Origin of the sequence: Pseudobacter sp., assembly GCF_051955275.1 — a bacterium.
In the GTDB taxonomy this organism is placed as follows: domain Bacteria; phylum Bacteroidota; class Bacteroidia; order Chitinophagales; family Chitinophagaceae; genus Pseudobacter.
In genome coordinates this window covers 1-23,956 of the sequence record NZ_JBQCGW010000311.1, presented here as the reverse complement: position 1 = coordinate 23,956, position 23,956 = coordinate 1, and the positions used below count along the sequence as shown (strand labels likewise).

Below are 23,956 nucleotides of genomic sequence, written 5' to 3'. Positions count from 1 at the left end.
GGTTTAAGATTGCCTGGACAATTGTTTGAATACATCATCAAGCAGTGATCTTTCCAGACTGATCTCCTGTATCCTCCATCCATGCTGCATGCTGGCAGCAATGATCTGTTCGGTGATGGTCTTGTTTCCAGTGAAGTAGATCCTGCATTGCCTGGCTGTCAGGAATTCCACTTTTGTTACTCCGGGAAGTTTCATCAGCTCAGCTTCGGCCGGAGGATTTTCCATCACGGTGATCACACTGGCAGGTTGCAGGTAATTGTTGAATGAATCCATTGAATCGGAGAATACGATCCGTCCGCCTTCAATCATGATGATATCGCGGCAGAGGAGATTGATCTCAGACAATACGTGAGAGCTCAACAGCACAACATGGTCCCTGCCGATCTCCCTGATCAGTTTACGTGCCTCGATGATCTGGTTGGGATCAAGCCCGTTGGTAGGTTCATCCAGGATCACCACACTTGGTTTGTGAATGATGGCCTGTGCAATGCCCACACGTTGCTTGTAACCACCTGACAGATTTTTGATCAGCCTGGAACTGAAATGAGAGATGCCCGTTTTGTCCATAGCTTCAGCCACGGCGCGTTTCACATTTTTCTTTTCAATGAAACGAAGGTCTGCCGCATAGGTCAGGTACTCATTCACGGTAAAGTCTGCATGAAGTGGCGGTGTTTGCGGAAGAAAGCCTAACTGGCGCTTGACCAGTCTGGGATCATTCTTTTTATTGATACCGTTGATGTACACGTCTCCTTCTGTTTGTTTCAGTACCCCACAAATAATATTCATGGTGGTGGACTTCCCGGCACCGTTGGACCCCAGGAGACCGATCACGCCGGTATTGCTGATCTCGAAGTTGATTTCACGGATAGCCCAGGCAGAGGAATACCTATGGGAGAGGTTCTCCACTTTTAACACTGTACTCATAATATGTTTGGATGAATTAAATGCTGGTAAGCAAAAAATATTTAGCGGTGAGGCATCAGGATCGTTCTTGGCAAAAAGGTTCCTGTCCCTCCTTCTTTGCCCACCAATATGACTGTGTTGGATTTATTGTACCAGAGATTAGCTCCGTTATTGACACTGAAATCATTCACCTTGTCTGCCAGATAACTGGCGATCAGGTTCCCGGTGTTCAGGTCTCTTATCTCGAATTCATATTTCGCAACGGTATTCACCGGCAGCTTTGAAAACTCCGACCAGTTTTTCTGTTGTATCTGTCCGATAAAACTTCCTGCGGGCTGACCTTTCAGGTTTACACTGATCTCCTGATCTTCACTGAAGTTGGCAAACCTGATATGGGTAGCGCTGTCCTGCATTCCGAGCGGTGGAATTATATCTTTATGCAAAGCATATTTTGCATCTGTTTTGGAACCATACATGAACATGGAATAAACGGATCCTTTCTCTAATTCCAGATCATAGTTTAACACGGGACCGTCCTTGGCCAATGTATCCAGCCTGCTGAATAACTGAACCGGTGTTGAAGATGAATTGATATAGAACCTGCCGGTTGTAACTGTGAATGTCTTATTGTTCAGCAGACGAAGTGTTCTGAACACCTGTGGTCTTTCATGCGAGAAAGAGATGAACAGGTTAGTGCCATCATTGAGCGCATTGAAAGTCTGTATGGTTGTGGGATTCCCGGGATTCACATCTCTTTTACTGCATGCATTCAGCAGCATGATAAATGAAACGCCGGTTATAATATTTTTAAACAGCATTGAATAATGTTTAGAGTGCATTGTATTCAGGGTTTTGTTCCAGCTGGGCGTTTGCCTCGATCTCCTTTTGAGGGACCGGATAGAGGAATTGAAAATCCCCCCACCATGGCTGTTTCTGCGGAAGTGAGGCTAATGCATCATGTGCCTTGCCTGTCCGTTTCAGATCCAACCAGCGATGTCCCCATTCAGCAAACAATTCCACTCTGCGCTCATGAGCAATAGCATCAATAACTGTTGCAGAAGGAAGATCTTTTTCCAGCTCATCAACACCGGCTCTCCTGCGAAGCAGGTTGATGTCATCGATGGCCGCATTCACATTGGCTGGGGACACAAGTACGGTCGCTTCTGCCCGGATCAGGTACAATTCAGCTACTCTCATTACAACATAATACTCCGACCCCTGTACATTCTTGTACTTATAAGGCACCTGCGAAGCACCGAAAGGGAGGGTCCAGGTGGTCTTCCTCAAATCGTTGGCTTCAAAACTACCGAGCAACTGACTGGTCAAACTTAAATCCGGCTGTGCGCCGGGTATGGTGATATTCTGTAAGAACTTGAATCCTTCGGGTGTAACAGCCTTCATTGTTGCATCTTCCGTGTATTGCTTCAGTTGAAAGATGGCCTCTTTACTTCCTTTCAGAAACACGTTGGCAAGGTTTGGCTCAAGATCGAAAAGCGCTTTCTGATTGATTACTTCCGTTGCACTGGTGATGGCTTTCTGATACTGGCCGGTGTACAAGTAAACTCGCGCCAGTAAAGCTTCTGCTACCCATTTGTTCACTCTCACTTTTTCATTTTTTCCGATAGCGAAATCACTTGCCAGCAGTGTACGTGCTTTTTCAAGGTCTGCAATGATCTGTTCATAGATTTTCGATACGGGAGATCTTCTGAGGGAAGCCGTTTGCTTTGCATCAGAAGTGAGCACCAGGGGCAGATCGCCATAGAAATTTACCAGGTAGAAATAACTGAAAGCACGAAGAAAAAGCGCTTCGCCGGTAAATTGCTTTCTGGCGCTCTCAACAAACTCGGCCGACTTCGATGCTTCAATTCCTTCAATAACGGCAGTGGCGTCAAATACTATTCTGTAAGCAGAAGTCCAAAGATTAAAACATCTTCCCTGGTTGGCAGGCGTGAGCTTATTCTGAAAAAGGGCTACATCGCCACCAGCTATTGTTAACGGCATTGACAGCTCATCAGCAGAAAGCCCCCCAGCAATAGTAGTCAGCCCTGATGCGAATTGAGCAAGAGTTACGTTGAATACGCCAGTTACATCAATACCATTGATCATCTTTGAATAGATGCCTGCAATGGCATATTCCGCCTGTGTATTGGTGGCAAACATTTCTTCTGTTGTTACAGAAGAAATAGGTGGATCTATTTCCAGTAATTTCTTGCATCCGCCCAGCATCAGTGATATGGAAAGCAGGCAACCGGTAATGAAAAAATTATGTTTACGCATATGCAGCAGTGTTAAAAGTTAAATTGAATGGCGGTACTGATATTTCGTGGAACAGGCGTTGAATAGACCGAGAGAGCCACATCAGGATCCAGTCCATTGTAAGGAGAAATAGTAAACAGGTTGGAAGTATTGATATAAATGTTCGCGCCTTTGATTCCAATCTTTTTACACCAATCCTGCGGAAGTCTGTAAGCCAGGCTCAGTCCATTCATCCGGAAATAAGATCCGTTAACATATTTGGCATCCGACCTGGCAAAGGTGGAACTATTGATATTGTTGGGAACCGTTGTAAACCTGGGGTACTTGGCCTGGTCTCCGGGATTCTGCCAGTGATTATTCAGTATTTCAGCAGGCAATGAAATATTGTTCATGCCTCCTACAATGGCGTTGAGATAGGGATCCTGCCTCAACCTGTTGATGAACATAAAATTTGCATTCACAGAAAAATTCTTATAGTAGAAACTAACGGATGCTTGTCCATGGTATTTTTCCGCCCTGTCGATCCTGATATACCTGTCGTCATTCGGCAGATACGGAACAGCACCCACTATGCCATTGATGGCTCCGTCTTTATTGTAATCATCAAATGTGTACGCACCGGTAAGCGGATCTATGCCGGTATACTTGAGAAGGTATTCAACGGTAATGGGCTCCCCTACCTTATAATTACCGAGAAACTGGGATTTGTCGATATCAGGGAATTCGAGAAGCTTGTTCCTGTTCCTGGAAACAGCAAAACTTACGGAAAGATTCATATCCTTTTGTTTCACCAGGTTAGCCGTCAGTCTAAGTTCCTGGCCGGTATTGGCCACTTTCGCCTGCCAGTTGGTAACATTGTATCCAAACCCCGTGTACAGTGCAATAGGCATAGTGGTTAGCTGATTGCTGGAAATATTCCTGTACAACGATACATCCAGCATGATCCTGTTATCGAGAAATCCGATGTTGGCGGACACTTCTGATTTAAAAGTAGACTCCCATTGAAATTCCTGGTTCAGAGGGCTCAATACATGGTATGCATCTATTCCATTGTACTTTAAAAGATTCTGCCTGCTGAGATTCAAAGTAGCAGCTCCCCACCGGCTCAGGTATTCATAATCCCCGATATTGTCACTGCCTGTTGAGCCTACACTACCCCTGAATTTTATAAAGCTGAACCATTCAGGCAAGAGTTCCTTCATCCATTTTTCATCAGATACAATCCAGGCTAAACCGGCAGAAGCAAAATTCCCGAATTGTTTACCGGGGCCGAAACGTGAGGATCCGTCTCTTTTCAGATTCAGATTGATGATGTATTTATTATCCCAAGCATAATTCACAATGGCGGCAGCAGAAACATATCTATACTGCTTGTAACCTTCAGTGAGATTTTTGGTTGTTGCATTGTTGAAACTCTTCATCAGCGCGTCATTGGAAAACCCTGTTGCTTCGATGGTTTCGCCACGTCCCATCTGACTCTGATAAGTACCGATCAGCTGCGTGGTTAAATTACCCAACCCGATACGCGTAGTATATAAAAGCTGGGGCTCAATATTGAAACCAGCATCAATACTACGACCATAGTAAGCGCCTGGATTGCGTGGAAATAATGTATCAAAAGCTGCCGAAGGACGTATGGCGTTATTCTGATTATTACCAAAGGTAAAACCTCCTCCTACAGACAATGAAAGGCCTCTCAGGAGTTGATAGCTCATGTTAACTGAGGAACGAAGAGAGACAGTTTTACTTTCACTGGGTGCGATCAGGCCTGAAAAATAAAAAAAGCTGGAGGTACGGCCTCTGTAAGGGATGAAATTGAAATCTCCTTTTTCAGTAAAGATATCCGGAGCATTGGGAGGAATAGCGTTAAGGCTACCCAACGCATATGCCTTCACATTGGTAACAGTAACATTGTTGGAGAAACTCAGTTTGAACTTCTGATTCACACTTCTGTGATCAACAGCTGTTGCCAGGTTCAGGCGGTCATTTGCTCCACCATTGTTCATGATCACCTGCCGGTTAGCATAACCCACTGCAAACAGATAGTTGGTTTGATTATTCCCGCCACTGATTCGCACATTCGCATCTATTGAATTACCTACGCCGATCAGTTTCCTTTGCCAGTCAGTGTATTTGGTGGTATCCCACAAAACAAGATCAGGAGCGCTGTTTATATCAGCAGCAATGCCATCATTTCGCAATGCCTCCCTTCTGATTGCGAGATAATCCTGTGTGCTCAGCATTTTAGGATAACGCTGATTGAAATCAATACCATTAGTAACCCTCACATCTACGGCAGTAGGGCCAGCCTTTCCTCTTTTGGTGGTGATCAGAATAACACCGTTGGCGCCACGCGAACCGTAGATAGCTGTTGCATCCGCATCCTTGAGCACATCGATACGTTCAACATCCATTGGATTTATACTGAGTAACGGATTCTCGCCATTGGTATTTGTAACGCCACCCTGTGCTGCTCCTGCACTGTTCGCAAGGAATGTAGTGGCCAGTGTAACATTCAAAAAATTTTGGGGCACACCATCGATCACATAGAGAGGGTCTGTAACAACATTGGGATTGATGGTATTCTTTCCGCGGATAAGCACATTCACCGGCGCCGCACCATTACCGGATGATTGTGATACGATCATACCGGGCACCCGCCCTACCAGCGCTTCCAGCACCGTCATAACAGGTTGCCTTTGTATTTCTTCAGCAGTTACTGTACTGATATTTCCGGTTGCCAGCCGCTGAGTGGTTTTACCATACGCCGTAACCACCGTTTCATTCATCACCACATCGGCAATTGTGAGAAAGAAAAGATATTCAACACCAACTTTCCGCACAAGGGTCTTGCCTTCCGTAAATGAACCGTTTTCGGCTAATGCCAGAAGCCTGGAAACAGACACTTCAATTTTCTGATACCCTATGGATGAGATCACCAGCACAGCATTATCAGGAAGATTGGACAATGAGAAGCGTCCGGCTTTATCAGTACTTGCCCCTCTCTTTTCGCCTTTCACCTGAATGGATGCAGATAAAACCGCCTCACCGGTAGATGCCGAGAGCAGCTTTCCCATAATATCGGCTACAGGTTCATCGTCTGGATATATTTTCAGCTTGAGGGGAACCGGTTTTTCAGCCAGAAAAATATTCTGCCCATCCAACCGGTAAGTCAAAGGCTGGTCCCGGAACAGGACCTGCAGAAATTCCTCCAGCGGCATATTTTTTACCGTAACAGTCACAGGATGCGTTTTCTTCAGCACCGAAAAATTGCCGGCCACTTCAAAACCTGTTTGTTTTTTGATGGCAGAGAACGCTTCCATGAGGGGAGCATCTTTCAGTGAAAGTGAGACTGTCTGCGCCTTTGGCTTTGCGGAAACAGTCATTCCGGCAATAAAAAGCAGTAGTGAAAGCAGTTTCATAACTCTAAGCATTGGGGCCCGTAACCGTAATTGTTCCTTCCCTGTTAACCATAAGGGTGACATGCTACGGCTACTTGTAGCAGTTTTTGACATAAATTTGATCCGCCAGCGGTTGCTTTTGGCAATAGCTGGACTTGTTTTGGTTAATAAATTGCTGCACGCAGTTGATTCAACCCAAACTTCGCCGTCACGGGTCCTAAGCCGTGGCGGTTTTTGTTTTTTACGGGAAATAGCAGGAAAGGTCTATGGATGCCGCAGGACGCGACAGGTAAGGTTTATGGTTAAAGTTGCTAACGTTAGTAATAGTTGTATTTACTGTGGTAACACCACCAGTCTTTTTCCTTCATCCAGCCTGAGGTTCACACCCATATCCTTCAAACCCTTGATGATACCCTCCAGGCTGAGCGATCTTTTCACAGCTCCGAACAATTGAACATCGGGTACCCCCTTTTCATACACCACTTCCACATCATACCATCTTTCTATCTGGCGCATCACTTCCGCCAGGTTGGTGTGTGTGAAGTAAAACGTTCCGTTCATCCAGGAAGTAACACCTTCTGTATTGGCATTGGAAACAATGATGCTTTCCGTGACAGCAGCCTGTTGTCCGGGTGTGAGCACTTTAACTTCATTCACTTTATTCTTTACACGTACAGATCCATCTATCAGGGTAGTGGTAATGCTGGTCTCATTTTCATAAGCATTCACATTGAATGAGGTGCCCAGTACTTCCACCTGCGCGCGCTGGTCCACACTCACCACAAAAGGGTGTTTTGCTTTGGGGCTCACTTCAAAAAAAGCTTCACCGGTCACTTCCACTTTTCTTTCTTTCCCATTGAATGCAACAGGATAGCGGATGGAGCTGGAGGCATTCAGCCATACTTTGGAGCCATCAGGCAAAGTGAGTTTGTATTGCCTGCCCCTGGGCGTACGCATGGTATTGAGCAGGGCTTCATTGGTATTTCCCTTGTATTGCAGGCTGCCATTCACTACAGTGGCGGTAGCCCCACCTTCTATAGCAACAATGCCATCCTGGATATTATCCAGCACCACCTGTTTTCCATCTGCCAGGGTAAGGATGGCTCCTTCCTTTCCGGCAGCGATATCAGGCACCTGCTGTACAACAACCTGCGGACCCTTATCAGCGCTGCGTTGCAGCAGGAACCAGGTTGAGGCTCCCAGGATCAGCACAGCAGCAGCTGCCACGCGGTACCATTTACGGCGGGGAAGTTGCCTTACAACCGGTTCACCGGTTACCGCCAGGCCCGGATCCGACTGGAATATCGCATGCAGGATTTCATGTGAACGCTGCTCCGGCAGCTCTTCCAGGGCAGGAGTTTTGTAAGTCTGCGCTATCAGTTCTTTCACAGCAGATGCCTGTTCAGGGTCCTGCACCAGCAGGTAGAATTCCTCCCGCTCTGCGGCAGTGATCCTGTTTGCATACAGTTGCTGAAACAAATAAGCCAAGCGTTCATTCATAATGAAATCTTCGTCGTTGAATATAAAGACAGTGTTCAAAAACCAAACTGGTGAGTGCTGCTGAAAATATTTTTATGACAGCCATAGAATAAGGAGGATTAGCTCTATCCGCGCGGTAATGAAAGCCCGGATAGCCCTGACGGCCGCATCGAAATGTGATTTTACCGTGTGCACTGAAATGCCGAGCTGAGCTGCAGCTTCCTGCTTGGTAAGTCCTTCCTGTTTGATCAGTTGATATACTTTCTGCTGTTGCGGGGGAAGTTGCTGAATGGCCTGATGCAGTAACTCGTTGAGTTCTTTCTCTTCGAGCAGGGCGTCTGCCGTTATTTCGGCGGGGTCCCGCTCTTCAGGAATAACACCGCCACTGCCGCCGGTCTTTACAATCCGCTGGAGGCTGTTGTACGTGTAGTTCCGGGCCATCATAAAGATATATCCTTCCAGGTTGGCGATATCCGGCATGTCCCGGCGTTTGGTCCAGAGCTTTACGAATACGTCCTGTACTATTTCTTCTGCTTCGGTAACCGACCCGGTAAGGCGGAGGCCGGTTGAATAGATCATGTCTTTGTAGCGCCAGAAGAGGGTGGTAAATGCCTGCTCCTCTCCCGCGGCTATTTGCCGGAGCAACTCTTTATCAGAATATTGTACGCTACTATCCATAGGGCCCTTGAAAAGCAAGAATACAAATTTTTATTGGTACCGGGTCAGGGAAGGTGGAAAGAAGCGTTGGAAGAAAGACTTGCTGTTTACGGTTTCCCATAAACCATATTCCCGGTTTTTAAATTCTTTTACAGTACCGGGTTCTTCTTTCCAAAATGCGGAAAGAACCATGAGTAAAACTATTTTCCCGGGTATTTGCCCTGGTTATGTATTGAACTATTTGATAATAATATTATTTTTCAAAAGCCAATATTCCTTTGACCTGCTTATGAGAAAGATTAAACGTCTGTTCGATTTCAGACGGCCACATGTTCAGGAGCTCGATTGCATCGATCTTGTGATTGAAAACAAGATCATTTTTCTGCTTAGTTGGGAATTCACACACGCATGGAAACTACGCTTACGTCCAGGCAAACTGAAGCAGAAAGGCGCAAGCGGCGCCATGATGGCCACACTTCCGCCCGGCATCACTACCGTTTACCTGATTGTTTCCAACTGCTGGCGCTCCATAGAAATTCCCATTCACCTCAAACATCTTAAGCTTGATGAGCAGAACCTGTCGCTGTTGGGTGACAACTGGAATATCCTGAAAACCGTTAACCTGCACGGGCTGCAGCCAATGCCCGCCAATACCGAATTTGCCGTGACAGGCATCAGTCCTTCTTTCCAAAAAACAACCATCGCAACCAGGATCAATATTCACTTTAACCACTCTCAATTCAACTATTATGTCCCGTGAGTTTTATCAAAGCCCCAGGTCTACCTGGCTGATGCGGCTATTCTGGAAAGCTGCAGGCGCAGACAGATATATTCTGGAAAGAACCACCTATGGTGATCAGGTCAAATATTTATGCCTTGGCGGTATCATCATCGCTACCGGTATGATGGCCGGGCTGGCAGGAGGTTACGCCTTTTACACCATCTTTGAACCCAGGGGCAATGCCATCAACTCTTTTAAAACTGCCGGCGATATTGCAGGCACGTATGATGCCATCGACATCCCTACCATGATCAAGGCAGTGATATTCGGTTTTATATGGGGACTGATCATTTTCAATATCGACCGTTTCATTATTTCCAGCACGGGAAAGGGAGATGGCACAGAAGATATTACGAAGAAAGAATTCATGGGCGCCTTGCCCCGGTTACTGATGGGCGCCATCATCGCACTCACCATCTCCAAGCCGCTCGAGATCCGGATGTTCAAAACGGAAATAGATATCAAGCTTCATGAGAAACAGATCGAGCAGCAGCAGGCTTACAAAGCAAAAACAGATTCCGTGTTCAATAGCGAGCTGGCCAGCAAAGACAAAGAGATTGAAAAGATTGAAAATGATATTGCTGATAAAAAGAACCGGCACAAGATACTTGAGCAAAACTATATCGAGGAAGCACGCCTGATCACGGTAGGCCCCAGAGCCCTGGCCGTAAAAGCACAAATGGAATCTGTTGCCGCTGAAATCAAAGAGCTGGAAAACAATCCTGATTTCCTCCGTGTAAAAAAAGAAAAAGAAGCGATAGAAAAGAAGCGGGAAGATGCTTTGAGCCAAAGTGAAAAATATGCTTCTGGTCTTGACGGCCTCCTCGAAAGAATAAAGATCTCGCATGAGATTTCCGGAACTGTGATCTCTTTGTTCATCACCTTATTATTCATGGCCATCGAACTGACTCCCATATTCTTCAAGCTCATGCTGATCAAGAGCCCCTACGATTATATGGAAGAAAATATCAAGGAGCTGATCAAGGCAGAGAATGGCATCGAAACCCAGTACAATTACTACCAGGATAAAGAAGGCAGGGAGCGCGACAAAATAGTTCAGCACCAGGTCATCCGCCTGCTTAAAGAAAAGATCAGCCTGCTGGAGGCCCAGAGCCAGCTCAGTGATGAAGCACTTCACCATTGGAAAGAAAAGAAAAAACAGGATATCCGGAAAAACCCGGAGCTGTATGTTAATGAACAGCAACAGCAAAACGGACATGAAAAAGGATAACAATGCAGGCTGGATGTTCAGGCCCAAAAGTTTTATCAGTTTGCTGGGCGCAGAGTACAACCTGATGGAAAACACAGGTGTTCTGAAAAGATTCTATCTGTCTTCCCTGATCATAGGCATCATACTCCTGATCACCGGTGTAAGTATTTTTTACGCCATCGAATTGCTGTTTCACAATGTAACGGTAGAGGCTTTTCTGTCATCCTTCCTTTCGCTGTTGTTTGTATGTATTTACATTTTTGTATTGAATACATTCACGAAAGAAGACAGGCCATCCCGCAACAAATGGCTGAACGCTTCCAATCTGATCAGAACAGGGTTTGTGGCCTTTATGGGACTACTGGTGGCGCAGCCCCTGCTGGTACTCCTGTTCAGCACAAGGCTTGAACATGATGTTCAACAATACAAACAGACCCTGCTTGATCAGCATGCTCAGAAGATCGATCAGATGTTCGATTCAGACATCAGAAAACTGGAGCAGAGAAAAACGTACTGCCTGGAACAGGACCAAATAATGAATAGCCATTCCTACAAAGCAGAACTAGAAAATACCAGGAATAAGATTGCCGCTCTCGAAGAAAAAAGCAGTAACCTGAAATCAGCAGCTGCCATCACCATTGAGAGAAATAGTTTTTTCCTGTACCAGATCAGGCATGTGAATAAGAAATATTCATGGGCTTGGCTCTTCACACTCTTTATTGTATTCCTCTTCCTGCTGCCCGGCTATCTGATCTACTCCATTTCAAAGCAGGCGGACTATTACATGCTAAAGAAAGCGAAGGAAAAACAGTTGATAGAAAATGCTTACAACAGTTTCTTGAGGCACTATCATATTTTGTTCAATAATGAGGTAGAGGTCTTTTCACGGTACGAAGACCCGCCTTTCAACAGGAAAAGAAAAACGCCACCGTCAGTGGCCAGCGAAGAAGATTTCCTCAACAAATATCTGCCCGGCCGGCTCAATGAACATCAATAAAGACTATTACGCCATTCTTGAATTACACCAGCAGGCAACCCGCGAGCAGATCAGGGAGGCCTACAGGCGTTTGGCCAAACTGTATCATCCGGATAAGAATCCACGCAACCCGGAAGCTGAGGAAATATTCAAGGAGATCAATGAAGCACATGAAGTGCTGGCCAACGAAGTCACCCGGCATATCTACGATACCCAGAGAATAGCAAAGCAGGAAGAAACAAAAGAAGAAGATGCGTTTGAATTTGCTGAAGCATATGCAGGAAATCCCCGTCGCCCTGAGAAAAAGTCGAGGGAAAGGAAACACTATGTTCAGCGGGAAAAAAGAATTTATGTGTATGGTATCCTGCGTGTAAAATTCCAGGGAGAACCGGATCTTACATTCAATGAGTTTTCACCGCATGAACAGGAATACATCATTTTTCCCACTGAAAGTGAAGCCACCATCCTGGAATCCGATCTGCATATCAACGGAACCAGCCGGGAATACGACAAGACCTATTCCGCCACTGAGCTTTTTAAAACCCCGGTGCCCCAGCCTGTACACTGCTGTTTCCGCACCTCCCAAGGCAACGAATACTATTATCTCAACATCCATGATCTCAGGATAGCAGATCCCAGGATCACAGATGTGATCAAGCATGAGAAAAACAGTTTCGGCACCCTGGAAGGCAAGCTCTTCGGCTATATCCTGCACTCCTATCTTGAAGAGATCACGGAAACCTATGCGGAGTTTGCAGGCCCCACCGGCAATGTCGAAACTAAAGAAGAAGGCAATGCTGTTTACATGAGAAAACAGTATTACGCTGCTGACGGTTCTACATACTGGAGAGAATGGACAAGAGATGCTCACTACACTTCGCGGAAGTACAATGGATATCAAAAGCAACAGCAGACCAGCCGGTATGAAGACAGTCTCGGAAACTGGTGGTGGGTGATCGTGCTATTGGTATTACTGGCATTCTTCCCCCCGTTGTTTCTGATCATTGGCCCATTTTTAGGCATCTACCTTGGATTGCTGCTGCTGGTATTACTGATAGAGAACTTCTACAAAATTCTTCCCTGGATCGGTGGGATCTTTTTACTGGTGCTTGTAGTGGCAGGTCTTTTTTCCGGCAAGAGATCTCCCGGAATAAGCCGTACCAAACGCTCTGCACCGCAATACGACAGCAGTTCCAGTTCCAGGTCCGTAACGGGAAACGATACACTGATCAGGCATTTCATCCGCTGGCAGGATAGAGACAGTTCCCGGTATGCCTTACAGGTCTCCATTCCTGCATCTGCCATTACTGCCGCTATGCAACGGCATCAGCAAATGGATATTGATGGGTATCCGGGTTACAAAGAAGTATACAACACCCTGCTCAACCCAGAAGAAGGTTATATGCAGCCTGTTGCATCATCGTTCGATTCAATAGCCCGGGCCAACAACCTCAATCAATTGCAGACCGCGTCCATGGTAGTGAGTTGTATACAATCCTTACAATACAGCCTGGTATTGGATAAATCCTGTAACGACCATTACTCTGATCCATTTGTAAATGATTATCTGTTGAATTGCCATACTGACTGCTGCAAAGGCCATGTGAAGTTCGGAGTGCAATCCCCGGTTGAATTTATGGAAGATTTGAAGGGCGACTGCGACACTAAATCCCTCTTCCTTTTCGCAGTATTGAAGCGCATGGGATTCAAAGTGGCATTACTCACCAGTGAATATTATAAACACGCGCTCATAGCTGTTCAGCTGAATCAGGTGGATGGCGGATCAAGACTGAGCTTCGACATAAATGGCGGCAGCTATTATTTGTGGGAAACCACTTCATCAGGATTCGGGCCCGGAGAACTGCCAGCATCAAAATCCAATCTGAAACACTGGAATATCACTTTACTTCAATAATTGAATAATGAAATCTACCGTATTGACAAGCCTCTGGTTTCCTGTACTCTTACTGATAGTGCAAACATTGATGATCAGTTTTGTATGTAACCTGGCGCTCAGGTGGATGGGCCTGCTCAGAAAACCATATAACGGAATGGAAAATGGCATGATGGCATACGCTGGCTCCCTGTTGCTGGGCATGATCATCATTGCGGCCGCTGATGCAGAAAGCCTGTTCCAATCGACCCGGGTGTACCTCGACAGCCAGCCCAATCCACTCTTGTTTACGGTGTCCCAGTTTACCAGATTGTTCCTGGTGGTAATGATCATTGGTTTACTCTTCCTGGCAATAAACTACGCTATCTTTAAATGGATAGTCAGAGGTAAAACAGATGAGTTAGAGCTTCCATCCAGTATTTTATTGACTTCAATAGCGTTGGGAACCATTGTGGTCTGCTGGCAGATCGCAAAAGAAATAACATCCCTGATGACACCGCTGCTGATTGGCCTTGGTTGACACATTGCGGTTCTAACAAAAAAGCCGGTATTTTTCAATACCGGCTGACAGGGAGGGGTTATTTTTTTAATTCTCTCCAAATATCTCATTCAGTTTCACCAACAGATCCTCTCCTCTGAGGTTCTTCGCCACAATCACGCCATCAGGTCCCACCAGCACACTCTGTGGAATTCCTTTGATACCATATAATTTTGCTACTTCATTATTCCGGCCTTTCAGATCGCAAACCTGCTGCCAGGGCAGCTCATCCTTTTTGATGGCGGCAAGCCATTTCTCTTTGTCTTTCGCATCATCCAGGGAAACACTGAGCAACGTAAATCCTTTATCCTTGTATTTATTATACGCCCTGATCAGCATCGGATGCTCGATACGGCACCAGCCACACCAGCTGGCCCAGAAATCGATCATTACATATTTGCCGCGGAAACTTTTCAAGGAAACCTGCTTGCCATCCGGGCCAGCCTGTGAAAACTCCAACGCAGGCTTACCCACCCAGGTGGACTTTGCAATTTCCAGTCTTCTTTTGATATCCTCCATTTCCACTGCACTTATGAACTTTGGATTTATTGCCTTTATCATCGGCTCCAGTACTTCCGGATCGATGATAAAAGAATTGCTCTTCATGATCTCCGCACTCACGTAGGAATCAGGAAAGCTTTTAACGAACTGCACCTGTTGTTGCAGACTTTCTTTGGTAACATTCGCCATTTCTTTGGTGATAGCCAGTACTGAATCTTCGTTCTCTTTGTTGTTATACCTTCTTACAAAAAGCTTACTACGCTTTTCCTCCAGTGGCTCCTGCATTTTTCTGAACAGCTGCTGTTCGTGTTCTGCAGGTCCGCCGTCTACCAGTGCCTGCTGAAAGGATTGCATGCTGGAGATCCGGATCTCTGTTGGCTCCAGAAAGAAATTCAACGATGGCCCCTGTGCGCCTTCTGTCCATATCATGGCGTTTTCCGGTTCATTTACATTGCCTTTGAATTCAAAACGGCCGCTCTTCATTACCATTGAATCCATCTGGCTGCCATAACGCAGATAGATCTTTTTAGCTTGCTGTTCTCCGGCAAGGAACCCTTTGATAGTAAAAGCGGTAGATGGAGCATTTGCAAGGAGATCAGCGAGTTTCTTCTGTAACTCTTCTCCTCTCAGATTTTTCGCAATGATCTTTCCGTTAGGATCGATCAGAAAATTGCCTGGGACCGCTTTCACATCATACAGCTTCGCCACTTCATTGTTCCAGTATCTGAGATCGGATACCTGCGGCCATTCCAGCCCATCCTTTTTGATGGCTGCGAGCCACGCATCTTTCTTACCCGGCTGATCCAGAGAAACACCGAGTATGGTAAAGCTTTTATCCTTGTACTGGTTATATGCTTTTACATAATTGGGGTTTTCTGCACGGCAGGGACCGCACCAGCTCGCCCAGAAATCCAGCAGCACATATTTGCCACGGAAATCAGACAGTTTAACAGGCTGATCATTCACATCATTCTGTGTAAAATCAGGAGCGGTTGCGCCGATACCGGTTGTTTTAGCAGCGTGGATCCTGGCAGCCATTTCCTTTCCCTGCAATGAGTTTTTAGTACCTGCAGCAAGCATATCGAATAATGGTTCAACCCGCTTCACGTCTATATTGGAACCAGCAATGCTTTGCAATGCTTCCAGGCTGCAATAGGCATTGGGATTGGCTTTTATCCATTGCTCCTGGAGATCATATAACTGGTTAACACCTCTGCGCATTGTCTGCATGAACTCCTTCTGGGCAATGGTATCAGACCGGTTTTCATTGGTGCCGGTCATCCAGGCGAGGTTTGCCTCTTCCAGCATATTGATGGGCCCGGAGATGAATTTGTTGTACTCCATCAGTTCCTTGTTCATTTTTGAACCGCTGATCACGGCGTCCCTTACAAACTCCTTTGTTTTTATATTGATGGTCCCCTTCTCCAGGTAAAACCGCAGCAGATCGGGGCGCTTACCGTTTGAGTAGCCGTATCCATTATTATCCAGGCTCAGCTGGGCATTGACCGGATAGGGAATACTCATTTTAAAACTTGCTTTCCCGTTTACAATTGCGGGAGAATCTACCGTAGTTTTATCATCTACAGAGTAAACGAGGTAAGCCTTTTTCGCTTTTACAGTATCGATATCAAGATTTACGACACAAAGAGCCTTCTGCGCGTTGCTTATGAAAGGCAGCAACGCGAATGTCACAAACGTTATTTTTTTCATGGTTATCCTACTTTAAATGCCAGTTGAACAATTTTTTCGAATCCGGTGAACTTTTTAGAGTATGTATTTCCACTGATATCGCCTGTAGTGGCCAGTGGCAGGAAGTATACTGTTCCACCACCTGCATTCCCATTATAGGTGGCCAGCGTGATGATATTGTCTTTCAATTTAAGCGCCGTTACATTTTCTCCCGCTGCAAACTGGTAGATAACGCGGCTCTGGTTGGCAGCCATATCGTACAGGTACAACTTGTTGTCAGCTGCATAGTACATCTGCCTTACCGTGCTGGGGAAAAGATAATCCGGGCTGCGGTGCACATCAGGACTGCTCAGCATTGGCTGTGTTGCGGCAGCAACAGGAGTGCCGGCCATATCACCATTTGCATTGATGGTATAAAGGAAGCAATCGTTATTGTTCTCATTCTTGAAAACAGCATACCAGTTATCAGGCCAGAGATCCCAGCCCATGCCCGGTTTCATCGTCAGCATTTTCTTTGGCACATTGTTAAGATCGAAAGCCATTCCCGTAACGGCAGGAAACACCTTCAATGATGTTGAAGTGGCTCCTCCATCATAAAGAAAACGGTGATTGGCCTGATCGAAGAAAATGGCACCATAGGACAGACCGCCTGCTACAAAAGGCGCTACGGAATAACCTTTATTGTCTGGCTGTGTGTAAGCAGTACCAAACAGCAATGATGCGTATAATCCATTTAGCGCATATACTTTTCCGTTATTGAATGTAAACGGCCCGTACTGGAAGATGCTTGGCTTATGCATATTGTAAGGATTCACCACAGCAGGTTTGGCGAAGAACATATTCTCATAAGGGGCACTTACCTGCAGGGAGGTATTGTCCAGTATATAACCACCTCCATCATAATACACAAGGTTCAGTGTACCAAGCATGCTCTGCGTGGCAGTGCTGATCACATCCCGCACCGAAGCTGGTAATGGCTTATCCGGGTTACCTGCGGAATAAACATTGTGCACCACTTTATCTGTTGGTGTGATAAAGCTGATATCCCCTCCCTCACCGGTACGCTCCAGCAACATCCAGCCGGATTGCAATTCCGTGGTGATCTGCAGGCGGAGCGCTTTGAAATATTTCACATTGGTCACAGTATCTATGGCTACAAAGTCAAACTGATAGTAGTATGGACCGGCCGGCAATGTGATCTGCTGGTTGATGGCACGGTCCGTGGAGAGAGTCACTATCTGCCCGATCCCCAGAGGCTCAGCAGGATCAGCAAGGCCAATCAGGCGCCATTCAAACCTGAGCCGGTTGGTATCCGGTCCGGATAATTTAGGAATGATATGCAGGTAATCCAGTCTGTTCACCCGGAATGTATCTGCAGAAAACGTAGCAGTGATATCATTGATATCCTGGTAACTGTAATTTCCTTTGTCTTTGTAACAGCTGTTCAGTACAGCTGACAGTATGAATATATAAAGAAGTCGTTTCATGATTCTGCTGTTTAAGGGATTACTACAACATTATTGTTTTCATCAATCAACGGACCATTGGCTGTAGTGTATTCCAGCAATGCGTTCCTCACCGTATTCTGATAGAATTGCATCCGCGGATAATTTACCGGCTTAGGTCCTGTTGTAGAAAAAGACGATACGCCCAGTACACCGGTAATGAACCTGAATTTCACATTGCTGTACGCACCAAAGAAAGTGATCAGGTATGACTCCCAGTTGTCTGGCTTAAGCAGCCTGTCAGTAAAAATGATCTTCACTTTGTTCCTCCCATAATAACGGCCGTCATCCATGAGCGTGTCTTTCATCAGCACAGGGAAATCTTCAGAAGGTTGAAGGCGAAGGTTCAATGCAACAGAATTATTCTGCAAGGAGGCATCGCGCAACAAAACCACCCCCAGCCTTGCTGTAAAGCTGCCTTTAGGGATTACATTATTCAGCAGTTTGTAATGTTTGTCCTTCTCGGCAGTGGTGCCTGCATTATCTGCTACCAGGTTAACGGGCCGGTCTTTATCCGCAACATCGCCTGATACACGCACAGGCAACCACAAAGTATCGGTGACCACGGTGCTGCTTTTCTCCACAAACGTATAGCTGATACTGTCTATATTGACAGGGCGCATAACATCGTAAATGAAATACACAGCAGCAGATGCACTGGAAGCAGTACTGATCTCATCCTTTTTACAGGCTGTCAGCATACCCAGGAAAGCTATATAGATGGTTATTTGTTTCATGATTGAGAATTGAAATGATTAATTCCTGTATTGCAGTTCCGCATCCGGCAATGGCAATACGTACACTCTTTCCGAAGGAGCTACAACAGAGAACCTGATTACCGGACTGTTCAGCCGCTTGTAATAATAGAACAGTTGACCTTCTGCATAGAATTCCTTCTGGTATTCTTTCAGCAATTCATTCTGAATAGCTGCTGCATCAAGCCCTCCGGGTAAATCAGGCACCCCTCTTTTCTCACGAACAGCATTGAGATAGATAGTAGCCGATGCAGGATCGGAGCATTCTGCCGCGATATAGTACATTTCAGGCAGACGCACCAGTGGCACCCAGTTATTGAAGATCGGGTTAGTGCTTTGTTGCCACCATTTTGTATTGAAATACACACTGCCACTCAAATCCCATAAGCGTGAATAGCGGATATCACTTACCCCACCTGTACTGATCTCATAGATCTGGTCCACAATTCCGCCATTGCCATATGAGTTGGTAAGTTGTACACCAGCCCCTACATTCACACCACCCGTTACCCTGAAATATTTGTTCTCCAGTTCGCGGATATTGAATTTACTCAGGGCAAATACATGTTCCGGAATAAAGGTCCTGTCATTCAGATTTGAGATCCTTTCCGGCGTTTGGAAATCGAAAAGGTCCGATTCGATGACATTCTTTGCATGGATCAATGCATTCTGTTTATCTCCTTTGTAGAGATATACCCTGGCCAGCGTAGCTTCTGCCGCCCAGTAATTGAAATGGGCCTGACGATGGTTCAGCCAGGTATTCTGCAACTGATTCTCCGCATCATAATAATCATAGTTGATGGTTTTGTAAACACTGAGCAGTTGAGAGGCCACTTTCAGTTCGGAGATCACCGAGTCGATGATCACACTTACAGTAGACAACGGAGTAACGCCGCCGGATACCGTCTTTACGTAGGGGATAGAAGGCTTGTTGGCCCCTGAAATATAAGGAGCGCCAAACATGCGCACGAGATCGAAGTGCATGAAAGCTCGCAGGCCGATAGCCTCTCCTTTCATCAGATCATAGTTCTGAGGATGGAACATACTTTTCTTGCCTTCGAGATTGATCAGGATATTATTCATATTGGTGATGGCGTAATAACCAAGTGACCAGATACTGTCCACTCTTGCCTTTACGCTACCATCCAGGTAATTATAATTAGCCGCCTGGTAAAAAATATGGCTGGGGTTCGACTGGCAATTGTATTGCTGCGCCAGCACATCCAGGAAACTCATGGTCAGTTGTTCGCCATACAATGGCGCTTGTGCCAATGTGGCGTACACGCCGTACATGGCATCTTCAAAACCTTTTTCAGACTTGAATAATTGCTCGGACTCTATCATGGTCTTTGGTTTTGCATCCAGCCATTTGTTGCAGCCGGTTGCTACCGCGAGCAGGGAAATGAATATCAGTAATAGTTTCATACAATTCTTTTTTACGTGTTAGAAACCCAGTTGCAGAGACAGGGCATAGTTCCTGGCAAAAGGGAAATCAAGACCTCTTTCCTGCCTTACAGAAGAAACCACAAACGGATTGTTGATGTAGAAGTAGCACTGGAAGCGACTCATACGCCATTTAGTGGTCAGCTTTCTGGGAAACAGGTAACCCAGGGTAATGGCATCGCAGTACAGGGTATTATTATCCTGAATAAATCGTGAACTTGATTTTGTAACATCACTGCGGGTAGTACTCCCGATGGTGGCAATTCCTTTGAAACGGGCATGATCGCCGGGTTTCTGCCAGCGGTCTGTGAGTACGCGCTCATCAACATTGTACACAGGATCTGCATTCTCCACCCTGTCTGCCAGTGTGCGGTTGTACATCTGCCCACCGAACTCTGTACGCATACTGATATTGATGCTGGCGCCCTTGTACATGAAGTTGGTACCGATATTACCATTCACTTTTGGCTGATTGTCACCAACGGGAACCTGATCCATCGGGTTCCATCTGTATGTCTGCTGGCCATCGCGTGTGAGGAAGATCTCGTTGCCGGTACTGGGATCGATGCCCAGCGAACGAACTGCATAAATGGTACTGATACTTTGCCCTTCCTGGTATTGCAGTACAGGAGCAGTGATAGGATTGGTAGCTTTTGTTTGTTCGCTCACAGCCTTATCGTTCTGAGCCTTCAATGCATCGGAGATCTTCAGCAGTCTGTTTTTGTTGTGGAGCATATTGGCATAAAAGCTCCAGTAAAAATTCTTCGCATCATTCTTCACTACAAAGGCAGTGAGGTAAAGCTCAATGCCCTTGTTCTGTACCAGGCCAAGGTTGGCATAGTAAAAACTGAAGCCTGATGAAGGTGTGGTATTGATGGTAGTGAACAGATCATCTGTTTTCTCCTGGTAATAATTCACGGTTGCCTGAATACGGCCTTTGAAGAATTCAAGATCAGCACCCAGGTTCAGCTTTTTGGTTTGCTGCCAGCGCAGGTCGGGATTGCCAAGCGCTAACATACCTGCCCCTATATTATCCAGGTACCTGGAAGAAGTAAGGTAGGTATAGGTTTGAGCCGAAGCGAAGGAAGGAAAGTTCTGCGATCCGGTGGAACCATAGGATGCACGCAGCTTCAGGCGATTGATCACTTCAGGAATCCTGACAAACTTTTCCCTGTGCAGGTTCCAGCCCACACCAACAGACCAGAAAGGCGCGAAGTGTTTATTGGAACCGAACAGCGAAGAGCCATCTGTGCGGAAAGAAAGATCCACCAGATATCGAAGGTCATAAGCATAACTCAGGTTACCATAATAACTCACTAGTCGCATTATGGTTTCAGTTCCTGTGGGTTTCTGGTTCACGGGATATTGAAGACCAAACAGGATATCATCCATATCTGAATTGGGAAACCCCTGCACCTTTACCGTGTTGGCATAGGTCTTGTCCTGCTGAATATGATAACCACCGGTAGCAAATACAGTATGCTTGCCGAAATTCTCTCCATAATTAAGGAAAACATCTCCCTGGTAACTGCTGTTGTTTCCTGTCATTTGCTCAAAGTAACCACGGGTGGAAAAAAGACTGTCAGGTGTATTCACAAACTCCACGGCATCGGCTGGAAGAAATACCACTCCTTCATTTTTTTGAGTGTACAGGCTGAAGCGTGTACTGAATTTCAGCGTGGGTAAAACATTCCAGTCTGCCTGGAAGTTATTGGTGATATTCAGGTAGCTGGTCTTGTTATGGGTTTTCAGGGTGGAGTTGTAAAGCGGGTTGTAAGCGATGTTATCCCAACGTGCCGGTTCGTCCGGTCCCTGAAGGATCTTATTCACCTTCCCGGTAATGGAATCTACAGGTCTCCAGTAAGGATTCATTCTTGTGTACTGGGAGAAGCTTCCATAGGGTGAATTAACAGAGTTATTATTGGTAACGGACAGATAATTGGTAAACTGAAGGTTGCCCCTGTGGTACATCAGGTTGATACCTCCGGATAAATTTTCACGTTTCGATCCTTTCATCACACCAGGCGCATTGTTATAAGCGAGGTCCACACCGTAACGCATATAATCATCACCACCGCTCAGGAAAATACTATGACGTTGACCATACGATGTTTGCAGTGGACGCGATAACCAGTAGGTATTCACGCCTCTCCTGGCTTCAGCCAAACGCTCGTTATACAGGCGTTCGCGTTCTTCCTTTACATTGATACCCAGTGAAGGGTTGGTATTATAAACACCGGCAGCCTGCTCCAGTTGCAGTTTCTGTTCGGAGTTGAGCAGGTGGTAGCTGGTCAGGTCAGGTGTATTTACAGAGATATTATTGTTGTAACCGAATTGAAGTCTCCCTTTCTTAGGTTGCAGAGTTTCCACCACCAGTACTCCGTTTGCAGCTTTGGAGCCGTAGATGGAAGTAGCGGCGGCATCTTTGAGAATGGTCACTCTTGCAACACGGTTCATATCCAGGTCATAGATCCTTTGCAGTGGTACTTCAAATCCGTCGAGGATCAGCAGCGGGGGATTGCTCACATAACCATACTGGCTGGTAAGGTTGGTATTGGCAATACTGTTGGCGCCACGCACCTGGATCTGTGGCAGCTGATTGGGATCCGATCCCGTGTTGATATTGGCAGGCATTTGAATTGACGCATCCAGCGAACGGATGGCAGAAAGCACATTCGTGTTGTTCACTTTGCGCAACTCTTCAACGGTGTAGGATTGTGCGGCGCCGGTATAATTCTCTGCCGGTCTTTTGTAGATGCCATTCACCACGGCATCTTCAAGCTTCACTACCAACGGTTTCAAAGAAATGCGGAGTGGTTTGTCAGTTACTTTGACTTCCTGTGATTCATAATTCACAAAGGTTACCACCAGTACATCGCCTACAGAGGCAGTAACGGAGAAACGTCCATCAGCCCCCGTTACAACAGCAAGCTTTGTGTGCTTCACAGTTACAGTGGCTCCCTGCATAGGCTTACCATTTTCATCCGTAACGATACCCGTTACAGGGGGAGCAACAGGCCCAACAATAACAAACTCCCTTGGAGGTGCAGGAGGAGCAATTTCTGATTTGCGGAACAGGAGGATAGTCTTGCTGCGGACCATAAAATCAACCGGCTGGTCTTTGAAAAGCAGGCTGAGGAATTCCATGACAGGCAGATTGCTGGCCCTGATGGACACAGGCTTCGCGCTCTGTAATACCGGCTCGTTGTATACGAACAGGTAACCGGTCTGTTTCTCCACCTCAAGGAAAACAGATCGCAGGTCAGCATTTTTTGCTGCATAACTAACGTTCTGGGAAAGGCCTTTTGCACTCACATTCACAAAGGCCGCAGTCAATAACACAACTATTAGCTTCATTACTAACAGCGCCTGCCTTACCGGCAAGCAGGTTTTGGTGATGGAGCGGTTGCCTCCACAGGCATTACCACTACCAATAGCAGTTTTTTGCATACTTTCGTAGCGTTTTGGTGATCAAAATGAATAAGTAGTCTTTTCGGGACCTTGTTTGTTTATACTTGCCAAACATCCGCCGGCAGTGGTACCAACACTTCCGGCATTTGTTTTTACGACAGTTTGTGTGAATATTTTTTATTCTCCCTGCACCGTCACTGTTCTTCCTTTCATCGTGAATTTCACATTAAGCTTGGATAAGTAATCGAGGATATCCTGAAGGCTTACGCCACGGTCCATTTTTCCGTAGATCTGTATCACAGGAGGCTTGCCAAGATATTCCACATCTATATTATACCATCTTTCCAGTTGTTTCATCACCATGTCCAGGCTGGAATTTGTGAAATAGAAAATTCCATTTTTCCAGGCCATAACCTGACTGAGATCTGCCGGCCTTTCAATTTTGATCTGGGAATTAATAGCTGAAACTGCCTGCTCGCCAGGCTGCAGGATGCTCTGGTTCACTTTCACTTTTCCTTCCAGGAGTGTAGTTCTGATCCGGCTATCATCTTTATAAG

17 protein-coding genes are annotated in these 23,956 nt (G+C 46.0%); 5 read left to right on the top strand and 12 right to left on the bottom strand.

Annotation, left to right across the window (positions count from 1 at the left end):
- Positions 1-3: 3 nt before the first annotated feature.
- From ACTHMC_RS27835 to ACTHMC_RS27810, 6 genes are all read right to left on the bottom strand, one after another.
- The gene (locus ACTHMC_RS27835) at positions 4-924 is read right to left on the bottom strand and encodes an ABC transporter ATP-binding protein (protein ID WP_440418350.1); all 921 of its coding nucleotides are present in this window, start codon (positions 922-924) and stop codon (positions 4-6) included.
- A gap of 41 nt (positions 925-965) precedes the next feature.
- Positions 966-1,721 carry a hypothetical protein gene (locus ACTHMC_RS27830; protein WP_440418349.1) on the bottom strand — a complete coding sequence of 252 codons (756 nt, stop codon included), beginning with the start codon at positions 1,719-1,721 and terminating at the stop codon, positions 966-968.
- A 10-nt stretch (positions 1,722-1,731) separates the two neighbouring features.
- Complete coding sequence (locus tag ACTHMC_RS27825) at positions 1,732-3,180, bottom strand: RagB/SusD family nutrient uptake outer membrane protein (RefSeq protein ID WP_440418348.1); 1,449 nt, start codon at positions 3,178-3,180, stop codon at positions 1,732-1,734.
- A gap of 11 nt (positions 3,181-3,191) precedes the next feature.
- A complete protein-coding gene (locus tag ACTHMC_RS27820) occupies positions 3,192-6,581 on the bottom strand; it encodes a SusC/RagA family TonB-linked outer membrane protein (RefSeq protein WP_440418347.1) in 3,390 nt (1,129 codons plus the stop codon).
- A 312-nt stretch (positions 6,582-6,893) separates the two neighbouring features.
- A complete protein-coding gene (locus ACTHMC_RS27815; RefSeq protein ID WP_440418346.1) occupies positions 6,894-8,060 on the bottom strand; it encodes a FecR domain-containing protein in 1,167 nt (388 codons plus the stop codon).
- Positions 8,061-8,132: 72 nt separating this feature from the next.
- Positions 8,133-8,717 (bottom strand): RNA polymerase sigma factor, encoded by a 585-nt coding sequence (locus tag ACTHMC_RS27810; protein WP_440418345.1) that lies wholly within the window; start codon positions 8,715-8,717, stop codon positions 8,133-8,135.
- A 268-nt stretch (positions 8,718-8,985) separates the two neighbouring features.
- On the opposite strand from ACTHMC_RS27810, the gene ACTHMC_RS27805 reads away from it, so the two are divergent.
- Genes ACTHMC_RS27805 through ACTHMC_RS27785 form a run of 5 tightly spaced genes read left to right on the top strand, consistent with a single transcriptional unit; the run spans position 8,986 to position 14,077 of the window.
- The gene (locus ACTHMC_RS27805; RefSeq protein ID WP_440418344.1) at positions 8,986-9,456 is read left to right on the top strand and encodes a hypothetical protein; all 471 of its coding nucleotides are present in this window, start codon (positions 8,986-8,988) and stop codon (positions 9,454-9,456) included.
- On the top strand, positions 9,446-10,708 hold the full coding sequence (locus tag ACTHMC_RS27800) for a DUF4407 domain-containing protein (protein WP_440418343.1): 1,263 nt from the start codon (positions 9,446-9,448) through the stop codon (positions 10,706-10,708). Before ACTHMC_RS27805 ends, ACTHMC_RS27800 begins: the two co-directional genes overlap by 11 nt.
- Positions 10,665-11,684, top strand: coding sequence for a DUF4407 domain-containing protein (locus ACTHMC_RS27795; RefSeq protein ID WP_440418342.1), 1,020 nt, complete (start codon positions 10,665-10,667; stop codon positions 11,682-11,684). Before ACTHMC_RS27800 ends, ACTHMC_RS27795 begins: the two co-directional genes overlap by 44 nt.
- Positions 11,671-13,578, top strand: a complete 1,908-nt coding sequence (locus ACTHMC_RS27790; protein WP_440418341.1) for a DnaJ domain-containing protein — start codon at positions 11,671-11,673, stop codon at positions 13,576-13,578. Before ACTHMC_RS27795 ends, ACTHMC_RS27790 begins: the two co-directional genes overlap by 14 nt.
- A gap of 7 nt (positions 13,579-13,585) precedes the next feature.
- On the top strand, positions 13,586-14,077 hold the full coding sequence (locus ACTHMC_RS27785) for a hypothetical protein (RefSeq protein WP_440418340.1): 492 nt from the start codon (positions 13,586-13,588) through the stop codon (positions 14,075-14,077).
- Between the two features lie 66 nt (positions 14,078-14,143).
- Here the strand turns inward: ACTHMC_RS27785 and ACTHMC_RS27780 are convergent, their stop codons facing one another.
- The 6 genes from ACTHMC_RS27780 to ACTHMC_RS27755 all read right to left on the bottom strand — a co-directional run.
- Positions 14,144-16,306 (bottom strand): redoxin domain-containing protein, encoded by a 2,163-nt coding sequence (locus ACTHMC_RS27780; RefSeq protein WP_440418339.1) that lies wholly within the window; start codon positions 16,304-16,306, stop codon positions 14,144-14,146.
- Positions 16,307-16,308: 2 nt separating this feature from the next.
- The gene (locus tag ACTHMC_RS27775) at positions 16,309-17,772 is read right to left on the bottom strand and encodes a PKD-like family lipoprotein (protein ID WP_440418338.1); all 1,464 of its coding nucleotides are present in this window, start codon (positions 17,770-17,772) and stop codon (positions 16,309-16,311) included.
- Positions 17,773-17,783: 11 nt separating this feature from the next.
- Entirely contained in the window at positions 17,784-18,527 is a 744-nt protein-coding gene (locus ACTHMC_RS27770; RefSeq protein WP_440418337.1) for a DUF4843 domain-containing protein, read from the bottom strand.
- An 18-nt stretch (positions 18,528-18,545) separates the two neighbouring features.
- Positions 18,546-19,970 carry a RagB/SusD family nutrient uptake outer membrane protein gene (locus ACTHMC_RS27765; RefSeq protein ID WP_440418336.1) on the bottom strand — a complete coding sequence of 475 codons (1,425 nt, stop codon included), beginning with the start codon at positions 19,968-19,970 and terminating at the stop codon, positions 18,546-18,548.
- 18 nt (positions 19,971-19,988) lie between these two features.
- Positions 19,989-23,438 (bottom strand): SusC/RagA family TonB-linked outer membrane protein, encoded by a 3,450-nt coding sequence (locus ACTHMC_RS27760; RefSeq protein WP_440418335.1) that lies wholly within the window; start codon positions 23,436-23,438, stop codon positions 19,989-19,991.
- 138 nt (positions 23,439-23,576) lie between these two features.
- Positions 23,577-23,956: FecR family protein (locus ACTHMC_RS27755; RefSeq protein ID WP_440418334.1), on the bottom strand; the 380-nt coding region annotated here is incomplete at its 5' end.